The 18126-nt window shown below is 70.4% G+C and carries 9 protein-coding genes; 2 read left to right on the top strand and 7 right to left on the bottom strand.

Translation table 11 applies throughout. From position 1 onward, the window contains the following. Positions 1-21 precede the first annotated feature (21 nt). The 6 genes from H5U26_RS09630 to H5U26_RS09605 form a co-directional block, all read right to left on the bottom strand. Entirely contained in the window at positions 22-1614 is a 1593-nt protein-coding gene (locus H5U26_RS09630) for a putative porin (RefSeq protein ID WP_290619083.1), read from the bottom strand. Positions 1615-1715: 101 nt separating this feature from the next. After that, positions 1716-2354 carry a hypothetical protein gene (locus tag H5U26_RS09625; RefSeq protein ID WP_290619081.1) on the bottom strand — a complete coding sequence of 213 codons (639 nt, stop codon included), beginning with the start codon at positions 2352-2354 and terminating at the stop codon, positions 1716-1718. Positions 2355-2514: 160 nt separating this feature from the next. Further along, on the bottom strand, positions 2515-2919 hold the full coding sequence (locus H5U26_RS09620; RefSeq protein ID WP_290619080.1) for a biopolymer transporter ExbD: 405 nt from the start codon (positions 2917-2919) through the stop codon (positions 2515-2517). A 12-nt stretch (positions 2920-2931) separates the two neighbouring features. Next, complete coding sequence (locus H5U26_RS09615; RefSeq protein WP_290619078.1) at positions 2932-4680, bottom strand: DUF2341 domain-containing protein; 1749 nt, start codon at positions 4678-4680, stop codon at positions 2932-2934. A 237-nt stretch (positions 4681-4917) separates the two neighbouring features. Further along, positions 4918-14754, bottom strand: a complete 9837-nt coding sequence (locus tag H5U26_RS09610) for a filamentous haemagglutinin family protein (RefSeq protein ID WP_290619076.1) — start codon at positions 14752-14754, stop codon at positions 4918-4920. A 458-nt stretch (positions 14755-15212) separates the two neighbouring features. After that, positions 15213-16775 (bottom strand): POTRA domain-containing protein, encoded by a 1563-nt coding sequence (locus H5U26_RS09605; protein WP_290619074.1) that lies wholly within the window; start codon positions 16773-16775, stop codon positions 15213-15215. A 376-nt stretch (positions 16776-17151) separates the two neighbouring features. Here H5U26_RS09605 and H5U26_RS09600 point away from each other — a divergent pair, with 376 nt between their 5' ends. Then, a complete protein-coding gene (locus H5U26_RS09600; protein WP_290619072.1) occupies positions 17152-17427 on the top strand; it encodes a type II toxin-antitoxin system Phd/YefM family antitoxin in 276 nt (91 codons plus the stop codon). After that, positions 17427-17768 carry a type II toxin-antitoxin system RelE/ParE family toxin gene (locus H5U26_RS09595; protein WP_290619071.1) on the top strand — a complete coding sequence of 114 codons (342 nt, stop codon included), beginning with the start codon at positions 17427-17429 and terminating at the stop codon, positions 17766-17768. Before H5U26_RS09600 ends, H5U26_RS09595 begins: the two co-directional genes overlap by 1 nt. 227 nt (positions 17769-17995) lie before the next feature. Here the strand turns inward: H5U26_RS09595 and H5U26_RS09590 are convergent. Next, a partial coding sequence (locus tag H5U26_RS09590) for an IS3 family transposase (RefSeq protein WP_366055933.1) occupies positions 17996-18126 on the bottom strand: 131 nt, incomplete at its 5' end.

Here is an 18126-nt window from a genome sequence, read left to right as displayed (position 1 = left end):
ATGTCCTCCGCTGCCGGCGCGTCAGAAGCGCGTGTTCAGGTCGAGCTGCAGCACGTCGATGCCCAGCGGCGGGCCATCGATCTCGTCCGCGCTCAGGTAGCGCATCGTCAGCCAGGTGTTGCGCGCCAGGCCGTAGTCGCCGCCCAGCAGCCAGCCCTTGGCGTCGGTGCCGCCCAGATGGAAATCCGAATCGGTGAAGGCATCCAGCACCGCGTCGCGTTCCAGGTGCTTGTAGCCGCCGAACACGCGCCAGCGGCCGGCCGCCGTCACTTCCGGCCAACCGACGCTGGCCATGAACTGATAGCCGTTGATCTTGGCCTCGATGGGCCCGCCGATGCGCGCCGCGACCTCGTCCTTGTCGAAACCGACATTGCGCACGAAATCGCCGGTCAGGATCACGTGGTAGGGCGCGAAGCGCGCCAGGTCATACTGCACCGTGAGGTCGGCGAGGTTGTAGTCCGCCGCCAGCGCGAACAACTGCGACTGCGGGTCAGCGTCGTTGCGGATGTCGTACAGCGTGTTGCCCTTCTGCAGGTAGTCCGGCGCGGTGAAGTCGTACTCGACGCCGTCGAGCGCGTTGCGCCGGCCGACCACGTTGCTGAAGCTGTAGTAGGCCAGCCCCGCCTTCAGGCGCGACTGGTCGGCAAATGCAACATCGAAGCCGATCTGCCCGCCGAACAGCCACTTGTCCTTCGAGGACAGCTCCTCCTCCTGCAGCGGGAAACCGCCCGCGGTCAGGAACAGCGTGCGCGACGGGCGGCCCGCGCCGGCGAAGTCGTGGCGCAGGGTGGCCGCCGCGCCCTCGAAGCCAAGATCGGCATCCCACACCAGGTCGGTCGACAGCCAGGGATTCTCGAAACGCCCGCCGAGCGCGGTCAGCCACGGCGTGGCGCCCGGCGCCTCGTACTTCAGGAATGCCTGGTCGAGCACCGTGTCGTAACGGTTGCCATAGTTGCCGAGGCTTTGATTGGTGGAAACCGGATCGCGCGTGTTGCCGGTGCTCAGCCGAAAACCCGCCAGCAGCGAATCGGTGATGCGCGCATCCAGTCCCAGGCGCACCCGGGCGCGGAAACGGTCGCGGTCCTCGGCGGTATTCAGCAGTCCATCGACACCCGCATCGGCCAGGCCGCCGGCATCGTTGATGGCCAGGAAATCGAAATAGGCGAACTGCGCGTTGCCGTCGGCGAAGCGGTCGCTCTGTTCACGCAGGCGCAGGTCACCCTTGAACTTCAGGCGCGCCACCCAGTCCGGCAGCGCCGCCGGCACACCCCATTGCTCCTGACGGGCGCGGTCGATCACGTCCTGCGCCACCTCCTGGCGCAGTTCGTCGCGCACCTGGGCGCGAATCTCGTCCTTCACGAACTGCGGCACGTAGGTCACGCGCACCTCGCCGGGCCTGGCCGGCGGGGCCTGCTCCGCCTGCGCCGCGACGGTGCGCGCGGCGTCGGCTTCGGCCTTCTTGATCATGCCCTCGGCCGCCTCGCGACTGAGCACGCCCTGATCGACCAGCGCACCGATCAGGCCGGTGACCGTCGCGCGCAGCTTTTCAAGGTCGGCGCGCTCGTCCGCCGCCGCGACACCCGTCAAGGCCAGCAGCGCGATCCCCGTCGCCAATCGCCGTGCACGCAAGATATGCGTCGGCCGCATCGAATTCATGTGTCCTCCGGAAATTGAACCCAGCGCCGGCCGGGCATGTGCCCGGCGCAGACGGCAAATCACACCGACCCGACGCGCAGGCGCACCACGCGGCGCACACCGGGCGGCAAGGGGTCCGACAGGCGCACGCTGCCCAGGCGACTCTCCAGCAGCCGATCGACCTCGCGATCGCCCGTGCTGCTCAACAACTCCACCCGCAGCACCGACCCATCCGGCGCCATCTCGATGCGCACCGGCACCCGAAAGCGCTTGCGCCGCAGTGTCTCGTCGTTGCTCAGCGCGGCCGTCAGCACCCGATCCAGCTCACCGCGCAGCCAGGCCTCGCCATCACCGCCGCCGCTTTGCAGCAGATCCCGTCCGCCCTTGCGGGCGGCCAGACCGAAGCCATCGCCGCCGGCGCCGCCCTCGGCATCCAAACCCAACGCCTCACCCGGCGGTGGCTCGTTGGCCGCCTCCGGAACCTCTTCCGGCACCGCTTCCGGTTCCGGGATGTCCACCTCTTCCTTCACTTCCGGCGGGGGTGGTTGTTCCTTGGGCGGCGGCGGCGGAGGCGGCGGCTTGATCAGCGTCACCTCCTGCGGCCGGCGCAGATCGGGGGCCGGCGCCTGCGACAGCAGACTGCGCACGATCAGCCCCAGACCGACGATCACCGCCAGCGCCACGGCAAGCGGCACCGCCTTTCGCAGCACGGATTTCATGCCGAACGCATCATCGTGTCGCCGACGGACACGCCGACCGCAGGCGGCGCCCCGGTGGGAGCGGCGCCCGCGCCGCGAATCCTCGACTCAAACATTCGGTCCGAGGCGGGCCACCCACAGCGCCACGGCGCCCGACACGAGGACAAGCCACCAGCCACGCCTACTTGACCAGGCGCTGCGTCACCAGGCCGAGCTGGGTGATTTCCAGCCGCCCCAGCAGGTCCAGCACGTCCACCACCTGCTGGTACTGGATGCTGGCATCGGCCTTGACCACCACCGGCAGCGCCGGGTTGGCCGCCTTGTAGCCGCGCAGGGTGGTTTCCAGCTCGGCCAGCGTGACCGGATAGGTGTCCAGATAGATCGTTCCGTCGGCAGTGATCGAGATGGCCTTGGTCTGGTTCTGGCCCAGGCTCGGCGTGGCGCTGGCCTTGGGCAGGTTGACCTGGATGCCCTGCACCGCCGCCGTGGTCATGATGATGAAGATGATGAGCAGCACATACGTGAGGTCGAGCATCGGCACGATGTTGATGTCGTCGTAGGGCTTGCCTTCTTCCTGGACCTGCATGGCGGATCTCCGTTATGCCGCGTGCCGCTCGGCGATGCCCGCCACCAGCTCGTCCACGAACACGCGCAGGTCCGTGGTCGTGTCGCGGATCAGGGTGCCGAGGTAGTTGTAGCCAAACAGGGCCGGGATGGCGACCACCAGGCCGGCTACCGTCGCCACCAGGGCGGCGGCGATGCCGGGCGCGATCGAGTTGACGTTCACCTCGCCCGACGCGGCGATGGCGGCGAAGGTGATCATCACACCCACCACCGTACCGAGCAGACCCAGGAAAGGCCCGCCGGAAATGGCAATGGTCAGCAGCACCATGCCGGCGTTCAGACGCTGCTGCTCGCGCACTGCGGACGCGTCGATGCGCGTGCGCAGCGCCTCCAGGGCCTGCGGCGACAGACCCGTCGCCTGCGCACCGGCACTGCGGTGCAGGCGCCCGGTCAGCTCCTGCACGCCGGCCGCGCAAACCCGGTGCAGGGGCGAGCCGGCGAACTCGGTGCGCGCCGCCAGAGCCGTCAGATCGCCGTCGCCGATGCTGCGAAAGGCTTCCAGGAACTTGGCATTGGTCCGCCGCACGGTGCTCAGAAAGCGCGCCTTGCTGGCCATGACCACCCAGGAGATTGCCGACATCACGCTGAGCAGACCGATGATGATCCAGCCATCCAGCGTCACGTTCTGCAACACCACGCCGATGTACGAGCCATGCCCACCGGCGGCTTCGCCGGACTCGTCCTCGCCGTAACTGATCAGACTCGCCGCGGTGCCCTGCGTGAGGGCCAGCAGGCGCAGATAACCCGCGCCACGCGCCACCCGGGCGAGGCCGAACTCGTCGATGTCCATCGCCAGGCCGGCAAGGCCCGCCGCCTGCGCCAGCGGACCGGCACCGAGCACCAGGTCGCCGGCGATTGGCTTGAGCTGCACCGCCGCGCTACTCACCGGCGCGCCATCGACGTACAACGTTGCCGTGCCGGCATCCACGGTCAGCGCCAGGTGGTGCCACTCGCCGGCCGGCAGCGGCGCGGCGGCGCGCGCCTCGACCGTGCCGATCCGCGCCAGCGGCACGCCGTCGGCCAGGCTCAGCAGCAACGGCTGCTCGGCGCTGCCCATTTCCAGCACGGCGCCGCTGGCGACCGTCTCGGGCCTGATCCACAGGCTGACCGTCAGCCCCTTGGCCGGGTCGATCGCCAACGAGGCCGAACCGGGCACGCGCAGCGTCTCGGTACCGGTGAACCGCAGGCCGCCGCCGATCAGACTGGCGGCCGCCGCCTGCGCGCCCGACTCGGCCGCGTGATTGGCGTTGGCGGTGCTGTCGCGCGGCGCGCCCTGCGCCTCGCCGAAATGAAACACCAGCGCCTGTTCGGCATCGTAAGTGCCGGCCGCGTCATCACCGGCGGGCGCCGCCGCGTTGCCGTAATAAAGAAAGGCGCTGGCCGGCGCACCGGTCGCCAGCTGCGGCATGCGCACCCACAGCAGACCCATGCCGGTGACCGGGTCATAGCGTTCGATGTGGTACTTCAGCGGCGTCGTATCGTCGCCGGCCATCAGGCGCAGGTCCGCGCCGTCCGGCTTGGTGTCGGCAAAGAATCCGAAATTGCCGGCGTGCAGACGCAGCAGCACCGGCAGGTCGCTGGCCGCAAGGCCGGCTTCCTCGGCCGGCGGCTGCACCGTCAGCGGCTTTCGAAACTGCCAGTCCGGCTGCCACCAGGCATGGGCCAGCGGCGGCACCAGCAGCGCCACGGTCAGCAACAAACGGGCGTAAGAAAGACGCAACATGGGCAGACAGTCCGTGACAGGCGACCGGAAAAACAGGGGCTATCGTTCGCGGCGAGGGCGCCGCTCCCACAGCAAACGGGAAGGCCATCGTTCGCGCCGCTCCCACAGCGGCTGTGGGAAGCCCGCCCTTGGGCCGAATCGCCAGAGCCGAGACTGTGGGAGGCCCGCCCTCGGGCCGAATGAACCCGCGGCTTCATGTTCGACGCGCCCAATCCGGCGAATTCTCCGCCGGCTCTGTTACAGCGCCTTGACACGCGCCCCGCCCGGGTGACAGTCATTCTCTTCCCCTTCAAAACAGAGCACTTCCACCATCACCGTGCCCAGGGAATCGCCGGCCGCAGTGGGCGGCAGCATTTTGGTCGGATCGGCGCCGGCTTCGATGGCGGCCTTGGTGGCGGAGCTGCCGGTAGCAGCGGCACCGGCCACGCTGCCGGACACGCCGGTACTGGTCACCGGCACACCGCTCGACACACCGCCGACCTGGATGTTGTCGGCGCCGACCACGCGCGGCGCGGCGATGGTCAGGTTGCCGGCCGAGCGGATGCCGGCGTCGCCGGCGTTGACCTCGCCGTTGGGCGCGATCAGGTCCACGTCGCCCGGCACGATGTCCGGGCTCGACAGCAGCACACCGATGCCCGAGCCGCTGATCGAGCGCGAGGTATCCAACACGAACTGGTCGCCCCGCAGCACCAGCTGCGGCGGCGGTGTGGCACCGGCACTCTTGGCGCCACGGCCGGCATCGATGTTGCCGCGCGAGGACCACAGCAGGATGTCGCCGCCGCCGAGCGTGAACACGCGCGACTGGTTGACCAGGAAATCACCATCGGTAAGGGCCCGCACGCTTCCGCCGCGCACCGTGACGATGCCCAGCTCGCTGGCGCTCTTGCTGAAACCGGTCACGCTGGCCAGGCCAGCGTTCACCTGGCCGCCCGGCGCGATCAGGTCGATGCCGCCGTTCTGTTCGGTGCGAATCTGGCTGAAGAACAGGTTGATGTCGCCGCGGTACGGCGACTGCTCGCCGCCGGCACCCGGAAACAGCGCCGCGATGGCGTCGAAACCGCGCCGGTAGCGCGCCGGGTCGTCACCGCCTTCGGCCACCGCCTGACGCCCGGCGGCGCGCAATTCGCCAAACAGCACGTCGTGCAGCAAGGGTGCCTGGCGCTCGACCGGCAGTGCGGCGAAGCGGGCGAAAGCGTCCTGCGCATCGGCCGGCTCGATGCCCAGAGCCCGCAGATACACGAGCAGCGCGTCTTGGTATGGCGCCGCCAGCGCACTGGCCGGGTCCAGGTACAGGGCGGCGAACTCGCCGTACGCCGGCGACTGGCCAAGACCTGCCATCACCAGCGCCGCGGCGCCCTCATCGGGCAGGAACGGATTGTTCAGATTGCCGCGCGTGACGATGCCGCCGCCGGAGCCAAGATCCACGTCGCCGCCGGCCAGCACCTCCAGCCGACCGAGGCCGCCCAGCTCCAGGTAGTTGCTGCCGCTGCCCAGGGCACCCTGTGCACTGCGCGGCGTGTCGTAGCGAATCTGGCCGCCGGCCACCACGCGCGTCACGTCGGTGGCCACCAGGTGCTGGCCGAAAAGCCACAGGTTGGCAATGTCTTCCCCCGCCTCCAGCAGCGCCGCCTTGGGCAGCACCAGACTCACGGTGCCAGGCTGGCCGCGCAACGCGCCGCCGGCCGCCAGACGCACCGGCTCCGCGTCGCCGGCATGCAGGGGCGGATTGCCGTGGGCCAGCACGCCCGACGAGGCCGCCGACAGGCGATTGACCGGATCGGACACATTCACCGGCAACGCTACCGACGGCAGGCTCGCCGGCAACAGGTCCGACATGGCGAGCGTGCCCAGCAGGCTCAGGTCCGCTGCTGCCTGCAGAATCAGCGAGCCGGCCGGGGCCGGATACAGGACGGCATTGCCGAGCAGGTCGATCGAGCCGCCGAACGCCGCCACGGCCAGGTTCGGCGGCAACATGCCCAGCGCCCGCTGGTCACTGGACGCGATGCCGTGCTGGGGATAGCCCTGCAAGACGGCCAGGAGGTTTTGCGTGAAGCGCACATCGCCGGTCAGCGCCTGGGCATCCACACCGGCCTGCTCGCCGTAGGTGAAGAAATAGTTCCTCCTGGTGCTGGACACACCGCTGGTATTGGCACTGACCTGGGTCAGCACGGTGGGATTGGCCACCGCGTCCAGCGCCACCTCACCGCCGGCGGTCAGCGCCAGACGCGCGTCACCGAGCAAGGCCAACGCGTTGATCGCCTGCCCGCCCGACGTACGCGCGGAGGCAATGTCGCCCCCGGCGCGCACCCGGCCGGAACCGGCGCCCAGGAACAGCAACGCGCTGCCGATGTCGCCACCGGCGCGCAGGTCCAGATCGCCGCCGCCCTGCAACACCAGCTGAGCGGCATCCTGCGCGCTGCCGGCCGCCGACGGCAGACGCGCGTTGGTCGGCAGCGACACGCCCAGGTTGCGCACATCGCCGCCGGCGCGGATGTCCACGTCGCCGCCGCCGAGCGCGCCGACACCCTGCTTGAAGTCGCCATAGCGCAGCCACCAGGCGGTGCGGTTGGCCGCCGCTATCGCGCTGCCGTCGGCATTCACGCGGCCCTGCCGGAACAGCCAGGCGGTCGGCAACTGGCGGGCAGGTGCCGCGTCGATATCGCGCCCGACGGCGATACGCAGGTCGCCGCCGGCGGTCGGGAACTGCGCCAGCACGCCGCCGATGGTCGGTGCCGTGAAGTCGTCAACCACCGGACCCACCTGACCGGCGGTGTAGATCACCGAGCTGTCGGCGTTCAGCTTCAGATTGCGGGCGGCGGCCAGCGCGATAGCACCGGTGCCGGTGCGCACCATCTTGTTGGCGGCAAGGCTAATGTCGCCGATGTCGTCGCCGGACGGCCGAACTGCCAGCGGGTCGGCAGCGCCCAGGTCCGCCCCGGCGACCAGCCGGTACGACCACGACTCGCCGGCCTGCAGCACGCCGGCCGTCGTCGCCGTGCTGAAGCCGTCGGACAGCGAACCGTTCAGCAGCACGTTACCGGCCGCACGCAAGGTCAGCACACCCGGCTCGCCGCCGGCACGCAGCGGCTGCAGCTGCCAGTCGCTGGCCAGGGTCAGGTTGCCGTTGCTGCGCACCTCCACGCCCGGGCGCAGGTGGAACAGCGGATTGCCGCTCTGGCCCAGGCGGCTGGCGATGCTCGCCGCGCCGGCCATGAAGGCGGCGTTGTCAGCGGACAGGGTGGCCAGACTCAGCGCGCCGGCACCACCGGTGGTGTTCAGCATGCCGATGCCCTCGTAGCGGCGCACCGCTTCCACCACCACCTCGCGGGCGCCGAAAATGGCGCTGCCGAGGCTGCCGATTGCCACGTCGGTCGTCCCGACCCGCGGCGCGCGCAGCAGCACCTGGCCACCCTGCGCGGCATGCGCCCCGGCACCAGCCGACACGTCGATCACCGAACCTGCCGCCAGATCGAGCCGGCTGTCGCTGCCCAGTTCCACCTGCCCGCCGCGACCGGCGCTGCCCGCGCCCGCCGCGTCGGTGGCGAAGGCGTCGATGACCGCGCTGTCGGCCAGCACCAGGCTGTCATGTGCGTACAGCACCACCCGGCCGCCCTTGCCACCGCGCGCATCGAGATGGCCGGCCACGGTCAGGCCGCCGCCGTCCACGGCCAGGCCGAAGCGCTGCGTGGTGACGGTATCGCCGGCGCCGACCAGCACGTCGCCGGTGCGCACCCGCAGCTGCCGCTCAGCGCTGAAGCCGCCGTTTTCCAGCACCTGATTCAGTGCCGAAAAATCGCTCAAGCTGGCGACGTCCAGGCTCACCTCGCCGCCCTGCCCGCGTCGACCGGCGCCGTCCGCCGCGGCGCTGGCGAGCAGCTCGCCAGTCAGCGTCACCGTGCCGGTCGGAGCGGACAACTCCAGTCGACCGGCATCGGCGCCGTCGCGGCCGCGCAGGTCGACCTGCGCGCCGGCCAGCACCGTCACGTCGCCGGCATCGGCGCGCAGCACGACGCTGCCGGCCGGGCTGGCCCGCCCGCTGGAACCGAAGGCCTGCCACACCGAGGCCGCATCCAGCACGCTGCCGGCCTGCAAGCTCACATCGCCGGCGGTGGCCGCCAGCGTGACCTGTCCCGACGGCAGCCGCAGCCGCCCGCCGTGCTGCACGCTGGCGCCGGTGAGGCCGAGCCGCGCACCGACGCCACCGGTCGGCGCGTCGGTCGGCGCCGTCAGCGCAGCCGTGGTCAACGCGCCGGTGGCCGTCACGCCGTGGTCGGCGGCACCGGCCGCGGTCATCACGCCCGCAGTAATGGCCAGATCGCCGGCCACGTCGAGCCGGCCGCGGCCGGTGAACTCGAGACGCTCGTTGGCGACCAGTTCCAGACGCTGCACGCCGGACACCTGCGTGCCGACCACCGTGCCATCGCCGGCCCGGCCACCGTCGGCCAGGATCAGCTGGTCGGCCAGCAGGCGCAGCGTGCCGTTCGACGCGACCGCTACATCACCGCTGCCGGCGCTGGGGTTGCCCAGCGTGAGGCGGCGCGCCTGCAGTTGCGCCAGTTCGCCAGCACCCAGAAAACCACGCAGGCTGCCGGTTTCCAGCGTCAGGCTTGCCAGCCCGGAGCCGCCCAGGTTCACCGCGCCGTAGACATCGAGCGTGCTGTAACTGCGCAGGGCGAGCGCGCCGGCACCGGCCAAGCCGGCCAGGCGGGCTGCATCCAGCAGCAGCCCCGGCGTGCCGACGGGCGCGGCGCCCAGACTCAGGCTACCGGCGGCGACCGCCAGCTCGCCACCGGCCGCCAGCCGCAGGTCACCGCCGAGCGTGGTGTTACGCGTGGCGTCCAGTTCTATCGAGCCGTTCGCCGCCAGCAACGCGCCGGCTTCGATGACCAGGTCGCCTCGATCACGGTCCACGTTGACACGTACAGTGCGCGCCGTCGGCTGAGCGGCCAGGCGCAGCAGGGCACCGTCGCCATCGCCGTCGGCGCCGATTTCGAGCGCACGTGCCGGCGCTGTGCCGGCCCCGGCCTGCAGCTGGCTGCCGCTGCGCACGGTCACCTGCTGCCGGGCGGCGACGATCATATCCGGCGCACTCAACACCGCCCCGCCGGTATCGACCACCACGTCCTGCGCCACCACGGTCAGCGCATCGACGGCGCCGCCCTGTCGGCGCGTGCCGCCCAGCAGCAGGCTGGACACACCCAGCGACGAGAGGTGCCCGGCATCCAGCGTCACGTAATCGGCGCCCGGTGCCAGCGCGCCGCCGCCGAGCACGGCCAGGCGCGGCGCGGCGATGTCCAGCGCGCCCCCGCGACCACCGGCCGCGGCGGCCGTGAGCAGATTGCCGGCCAGGATCAAGTCCTCACGGGCGGCGATGGACACGCGACCGGCATCGGCCACCTGCCCGCCCCCGCTCTGGGCAAAGAACTCACTGGCACGCAACGGCGCATATTCGGCGCGGCGGGCCAGCACGGCCCCCGACTGCACGTTATAGATGCCGCTGCGCGGAGCCGCCAGCGGGCCGCTGGCGAGCGCGCGGGCCTCGCGCCCGGCCACCAGATAGTCGCCCAATGGCAGGCCAAGCTGGAACGTGTCCGACACATCCGCCACGGCGGTGGTCGGCGTGACCAGGAACGCCCCCGGCAGCAGCGCGTAACGGGCCGGCAGCTTGCTGTAGAAACCGGCCTCAAGACCCGGTACGCCGCCCAGCCACACCAGCTCGCCCGGCGCGAACTGGCCCTCGCCGGCGATCTGGTGATCGAACGGCGCCGTGCCGGCACCAAGACCCGGCAGCACGGCAAAGCCGCCAGCCACGTTGGCAGGCGCCAGGACGTCGCGCGAGCCACCCGGCCCGGGCAGGAACTCGTGCGCCAGCAGGTCGCCGCCGCCACGCACGTCGAGCCGGGCGCCGGCGGCGATGTCGACGGTGCTGCCGTCAAGGCTGATGGCCTTGTCCGGTAGCGTGTCGAACAGCAGCAGATTGGCATCGCCGGCCAGGGCATAGGCCCAGTCGCGGCCGCTCAGCTCGGTGCGCCCGAACGGCACCAGCAAGCCGGCGCCGGACACGCTGCTGAGGCTGCCATCGCGCAGGTGAATGTCATCACCGACCAGGGACAGCGTGCCGAATGGCGCCCGCAGCGTGCCCGCCTGATCGATGCGCGGCGCCGCCAGCGTCAGTTCGCCGGCCGCGGACAGCGGCAGCGTGGCCGATCCCGGCGCTGCTGCGATCGAAATCTGCCGGTCGGCCTCGATGCGGAAGCGGCTGAGCGTGGTCGGATAAACCTGCGCCGCCCGCACCGACACCTCGCCCGCACCGTGCAGGCGGCCGTTCAGCTCCCGGCTGCTGGAGCCGGCCAGCACACCGCGCAGGCGCAGGTCGCCGGCACTGTCCAGACGCAGCGTGTCGATGCCCTGCAGGGCGACCTCGCCGGCCAGGTCGATCAGGTCGGCGCGCAGTTCGAGGCCGGCATCGCCGGACGCGGCTGCCCGCGGCGCCTGCAGGCTGCCAGGATTCGCCACCTGGATGGACTGGCCGGCCAGCAAAACCTGCGTGCCGGCGGCGGCACCCAACTCCGGCGCCGACAGCGTCAGCCGACCGGACAGGCGCAGGTCCAGATCGGTGGTGAAGTCGATGCGGTCGCGGCTGGCCAGCGCGAGGTCGGCAAAGCCGCCGGCCACCACCTGCGCCGCGCCCAGGTGCAGCACGCCGTTGTCCGGAACATCCTCGCCAGGAGCGAGCCCGGCCGGCAGTTCCGGCACGGCGCTGCCCAGTTCCAGGCGCACCGGGCCGGTGGGGAAGCCGGGGTTGCTGACCGGCGGACGCTCCAGTACCACCGTCAGGCTGCCGCCCGCCGCGCCGGGCGCAGCGGCGCCGCGCAGCTGGCCGGCCAGGATGCCGCCCTCGCGGGCGGTGATGGTGATCCGGCCGCCGCCGCTGGCGATGACCGTCGGCACCACGGCCGCGTCATCGGCCGCCGTCGAGCCGGGCACCTTGACGTCACGCGTGCGATCGGCAAGCTGGATGTCCAGCACGGCGCTGGTGCCGGACACGTCGATCAGCGAACCGGCCTCGGCGATCACATATCCCTTGCCGGCGTCCAGGCTGACGCTGCCGCCCGGCAGGACCCGGCCACGGCGCAGGCCCTGGGCATCCGGCAGCAGCTCGGCGTAGCCGGTGGCGCGCAGCGCCGCGGCGGCGCCGAGCCAGATGGATTGGCCGAACACATAGGCGTCGTCCGGACCGCCACCGGGCTGGGTGGACAGTGCGATGCTGCCGGCCGGCGCGTTGATCTGCCCCAGCACCGTCAACTGCCGGCCGGCGCTCAGAGCAACCGCCGCGCCGGGGTCGGCGTCGATCACGCTGCCGGCGCCCAGACGCAGGTCGCCAAACGCGAGGCTGCCGGCCGAAAGGGTCAGGCTCGCCGCCGGGCGCTGCGGCAGGTCTTCCAGCAGCGGCCTGGTCAGGCCCGCCAGGGACTGCCCGCTGGGCAAGAGGGCCAGTTCGCCAAACGGGCGCAAGGTCTGTGTACGCGGCGCGATGCGCGTACCGTCGGCCACATCCAGGCCGTCCTGACCGTTTACCTGGTAGGCGCCGAAGCCACCGCGCTGGAAAAATTCCGGCAGCAGGTGCAACACGCGCCGTTCGCCCGGCGCCGCGCCGCCGATCTGCACCCTGGAGGCCGACACCTGCAGCCGCCCGCCACCGGCCAGTCCGTAACCCAGCAACTCGCCGTCCAGGAGCATGCTGCTGGTCTGCGGATCGTTATCACTCAGGTCGAAGCGGCCCACCGACAGCGTGATGTTGCCGCCACGGCCGCCGCGCAGCGCGCCGTCGCGGTTCAGTTCGCCGCCGCCGCTCACGTCCACCACACTGCCGGCGTGCAGGCGCAGATCGGCGACCGAATCGAGCGTGACGGAGCCGGCGTCGGCGGCCAGCAGGTCGGCCGGCGCGCCCAGTCGATCGTTGCTCCATAGCCCGGCCGCCGACAGGCGCACGTTGCCTGCCACCTCCAGCGCGTGATCGGCGGCGGTCAAGTCGGTGGAAGCGGCAGTGCGCCGCGTCCGCAAGCTGATCGTGCCGGCCGGCACGCTGATGTCGGCCGCCACCTGCAGGCTGCGGCCGGTCAGGCGCAGTGACCCGCCGGGCGCCAGCGACACCGGCGCGGCCACCTCGATGCTGCCGTTCACGTAGGCTTCGAGCGTGCCGAAACCGCCCGCCGCCAGACGCTGCGGATCCAGTACCAGCCGCTGCGCGGCGCCGGCTGGCAGCGGCATCAGGGCCTCAGGCAAACCGAAGGTGAAGCCGTCATCCAGCGCCGGTGGCGCGGCCAGCAGCGCCAGGTCCGGCAACATGAAATCGGGGCTCGCGCCGCCGGCGGCGGCATTGCCCAGAATCAGCCGGCCTGCGGCCGGCCGCTCGGCCATGGCCCGCTGGTGCGGCCCCAGCATCACCTGGCCGCGCAGCTCGCCGTCCAGCACCGCGCGATGCGCCAGCACGCTGATCGACCCGGCCGGCCGGCCCTGCGCATAGGCCGCCTCGTAGCGACCGGACAGCGTGTTGAACTCGCGTATCACGCCCCATTTGGGGTCGGTCACCGCGTAGCGGCCGGCGATCGCCAGGTAGCGCCGATCCGGGCTGGCAACGCTGATGTCGTAGAGGCGGCCATCCTCGCCCACCAGCAGCGTGGTGCTGATGAAGCCGCCCTGCCAGGTCACCGAGCCGCCGGACACGTCCAGCACCGCGCCGCTGCGCACGATCACGTCGCCCTCGGAACGCAGCGTGATGTCACCGCCGGAGGTGCTGCGCTCGGCTATGCCGCGTTCGATGCCGCCCACTGCGCCGGACACGTCGGCCAGCGGCGTGCCCTCGCGCGCATCGACGAACACGGTCTTGTTGCGCAGCATGCCGTCGCGCTGCAGGGGCGAGTCCTTCAGTTCGTCGCCGCGCAGCTCGACGCCGACCACGTTGCGCTCCACCGGCACCGGCACCTCGCGCAGGCCGGACACGTCCACCCGCGCACCGGGGTCGATCTGGATGCGCACGTCCTCGCGCACCGCGCCATCGGCCACGAACTGCGCGCCGCGCTGGGCGCTGATGCTCACGTTGCCGCCCGGCGCCAGCACCTGCGCGCCGCCTTGCAGATGCACGCTGCGGCCGGTCAGTTCGATGCTGGACGCAGCGAACGGTGCATCGTCGCGCGCAGTGGCCGAGTCGTCGACAGGGGTGACGGCGGTGACGCTGCCACTGCCCAGCGTGAGCGCACCGCCATTGTTGGCCACCAGCGTGTCGCCGCTGGCCGTTGCACCGTCGCGCGCCAACAGGCGCACCGAGCCGTTCAGTCCCACAGCGCTGGTCGCGCTGGCCTCGCCGTCCTGACGCACCGTGGAACCGACCAACGTCACATTGCCGCGCTCGGCGTGCACGCGCGCGCCCAGAGCGTTGACCACGCTGCCGCCGCCAGCAGAGGCGTGCGGGTCCACCTCCACCAGGAAACCGCGCAGTTGCGAGGACTGCGGCAGCGCCAGATACACCTTGTCGCCGCCGGCCAGTACCGCCTGCCCCTGTGGCGTGCTGATGCTGCCGGCGTTGCGCACCCGCGGCGCCAGCAGCATCACCCGGCCACCGTTGGCGGCGCTGATCTGCGCACCAGGCTCGACCGCCACCTCGCTGCTGGCGAAGGCCTCAGCGTCACCGCCGAAGGAAAACGCCGCCTGACCGACCGGCACACTGAGCAGGCCGGCATTGAAAGCGTCCTGGGAAATACCCAGCGCCGACGCCACCAGCCCGCCAACGTTCACCCGCGCGCCCTGGTCGAACAGGATGCCGTTGGCGTTGATCAGGTACACCTCGCCGTTGGCGGTCAGCTGGCCCTGGATGACCGACGGGTTGGCGTCGTGGATGCGATTGAGCGCCGCCGCGGTGGCATTGGGCTGATCGAAGCGCACCTTGGCATCGGCCGAGACATTGAACGACTGCCAGTCCAGCACCGCCCGCTGCGACTGCTGGGTGATGGTCAGGTTGGCGCCGCTGACCGCGCGGCTGGCCGCGCCGCTGGCCACCCAGGCGGCGGCCGGCACCGGCAGCGTGCCGGCCGGCAGCGCTGGCGCCGCCCACAGCAGGCTGTGCTGCAGGGTGCCGACAATCGCCAGTGCGGTGGCCAGCAGCCGCCGTGGAGCCGGATATTCACTCTGGGATGGGGTCGTCCGAAGCTTCGGCCCTGTGGGAGGCCCGCCCTCGGGCCGAATGGTTGCCTGAAGATTCGCGGCGAGGGCGCCGCTCCCACAGCAGATGTGGGAGGCCCGCCCCCGGGCCGAATCGCCACCCTGTGGGAGGCCCGCCCCCGGGCCGAATGATTGGCTGGAAGATTCGCTACTCTGAGGGAGGCCCGCCCCCGGGCCGAATGGGTCGCCACGACGATTCGCGGCGAGGGCGCCGCTCCCACAGGGGGCACTGCTCCCACAGGAAGTTTTCTTTGTGGGAGGCCCGCCCTCGGGCCGAATCCGCGACTTCGATATGCGCTCAGTCATGGCCCACCTCAGAACGCGTAGTCAACGGCAAACAGCCAGCGCCAGTCGCCGGCCTGCGTGGTGGAGGCATCGGTCAGCGGCAGGGCGAAATCCACCGCCGTGCTCAGCTGCTTGCGCACTGTCAGGCGCAGTCCGGCGCCGACGCTGGCCAGTTGCAGACGGGCGTCCTGTCCGGGCAGCGCGTCCACCAGCCACAGGCGGGCGCCCTCGACGAAACTCAGGGCGATCAGCTCATCCACCCCCGGCACCCCCCCGACCGGTCTGGACAGCACGATGCCGCCGCGCACGCCGCGGTCGCCCAGTTCCTCGGCCTCCACGTAACCGCGCACCGTGTCGGCACCGCCGGCGGCGTACTGTTCGTTGCTGATCAGCGGCGCGTCGACGAGCTGGCCGTCGACACTCAGGTTCAGGCCAAAGCCGCCCGGCAGGCGCCGCTGCCGCTCGATGCCGGCGTTCAGGTAAACGAAATTCGGCTTGGCGTTGTAGCGCTTTTCGGCAAATTCGGCCTCGTCGTTGCCCAGCAGGCCGCGCGGCGCGAAATGCAGCCCCAGGTTGCCCTGCCAGAAACCAGGCTCGTCGCGGCGGGTGGCGCTGTACTCGGCCGACAGCGGCGTGTAGCTGATCGGCGTCTTGAGCGCATCGGCGCCCAGCAGATTCAGCGTCTCGTCGAACTTCTTGTAATCCACGCCCAGCGTCAGCGTGTGCCAGAAACTGGCGTCCCCGCCCAGCGGCAGCACCCAGCGGGCGCCGAAAATGTCGCCGTTGCCGATCACGCCGACGCCACCCAGCGCCGCCACGTCGCTTTCCGAATGCACCCCGTACAGCGCCAGCACGCGCCGGTCCCCGCCGAAGGGCAGCCTGTAGGTGGCCGCGAACACGGTGGCATCTTTCGGGTTCTGCGGCGCGGTGATCCAGGTCAGGCCGACCCCGTGCTCGCGCTGCCACAGGTTGTCGTAGCGCAGGCTGACGGTGCTGCGCAGGCGCTCGGTGTTGGCCGAGTAGCGGTCGTTCAGCGACAAGGTGCCGTGCAGCGGCGATTGGTCCTTGACCTTGAGCTCAACCTCCACCTCGTCCTCGCGCCGGCCCTCGCGCAGCACCTGGAAGAACTCGCGGTCCGGATTGCCGCGCAGACGGTCCAGCTGCTGCTGCACGGTCGGGAAATGCGGCACCGTGCCTTCGGCCAGCGCCGGCACGGCGGCCTTCATGCGTTCCGGCGAAAAATAGCGCGCGCCGCTGACGCGCAAGCGGCCGACCGGCCGTTCCACCACCTCGATCTGCACCACGCCGCCGCGCACTTCCTGCTGCGGCAGATTGACCGCCACGGTGCGGTAGCCGGCCTCGGCGTAGGCCTGTTCCAGCGCGCCGCGCACGGCGTCCACGTCCTCGAAACTGCGGTCCGGACCCAGGAACGGGTACACCACCTTTTCGATGGTGGTCTGTGGCAGCAGCGAATTCCCGTTCACCCGGTACTCCCAGACGTCGAAGCGCGCCGGCGCCTCGGCGGCCCGGGCCAGCGCACAAACACCCAGCAGCGACGCGCCAAGAACACGTCGTATCGATTTGCTCGCCAAGGGGCCGTCCACAGGAAAAGGTCGGAAACACGACACCGCCGGCGCCATGCACGCCCTCGGGTTGCGGGAAGTCTGGCGACGAGGCGTTACAGCAACGTTGCAGTTTTGCGACAAACTCGATCCGGTGCCGGAGGCCCGCCATTGTTTTGTTTTTTTGTGGGAGGCCCGCCCCCGGGCCGAATGGCCAAGGCCGAGACTGTGGGAGGCCCGCCCTCGGGCCGAATGATTGGCTGGAAGATTCGCTATTTGTGGGAGGCCCGCCCCCGGGCCGAATTGGCTTTCTTGGTCCCTGACTGCACCACTGCCTGCGATCGGCATCTTGCGGAAGGACCTTTAAAGGACTATATGTGGTCCTTTCGAAATCCGGAGCACCACCATGCGCTACTCGTCTCAAGTCAAGCCGATCAGCTACCTCAAGGCCAACGCTGCCGAGGTCCTGAAGCGCCTCGCCGAACGGCGTGAGCCGCTGGTCATCACCCAGAACGGCGAGGCCAAGGCTGTACTGCAGGACGTGGTCTCGTTCGAGGAGACTCAGGAAACCCTGGCCCTGCTGAAAATCCTGGCGCTGGGCAATCAGGATGTGGCGGCCGGCAAGGTCAAATCCGTGGCCGAGGTCGTTGCCGGTCTGCGCGCCAGGCGAAGCACTGCCTGATGGCCGACTCATCAGCCAGATTCGAGGTCCTGCTGACCGACGGTGCGCAGCAGGACTTGCAGTCCATTCACGACCACATCTGCGAGTACGACTGTGCAGCCAACGCCAACCGCGTGCTGGATGAGTTGATGGATGTCGTGGAGAGTCTGTCGAAGCTTCCGCAGCGCGGCAGCTACCCGAAGGAACTGGTTGGCCTTGGCATCAAGGAGTACCGCCAGACCTTCTTCGGGCCATACCGTGTGATCTACCGAATCACGAACGGCCAGGTCATCATCTATCTGATTGCCGACGATCGCCGTGACATGCAGTCGATGCTGGCGAAAAGGCTGCTGGGCGCGTAGCCCGTCGATCGTGCCTTTTCCGTGGGAGGCCCGCCCCCGGGCCGAATCGCCAAGGCTGCACCTGTGGGAGGCCCGCCCTCGGGCCGAATGGCCAAGGCCGAGACTGTGGGAGGCCCGCCTCGGGCCGAATGATTGGCTGGAAGATTCGCTATTTGTGGGAGGCCCGCCCCCGGGCCGAATGATTGGCTGTCATGGTCAAGTTTCAGTGGACACCGGGATAGGGGATTTCAGGCGGTGGCTTTCTCGTAGTCGGCCGGGGAACGGTAGCCGAGGGTGGAGTGCAGCCGGTGGGTGTTGTAGAAGCCGACGATGTAGTGGGTGACGTCGGCGATGGCTTCGTTGGGATTGGCGTAGCGGC

This window comes from Immundisolibacter sp., assembly GCF_014359565.1.
Taxonomy (GTDB): domain Bacteria; phylum Pseudomonadota; class Gammaproteobacteria; order Immundisolibacterales; family Immundisolibacteraceae; genus Immundisolibacter.
This window is presented reverse-complemented; position numbering and strand designations above follow the sequence as displayed.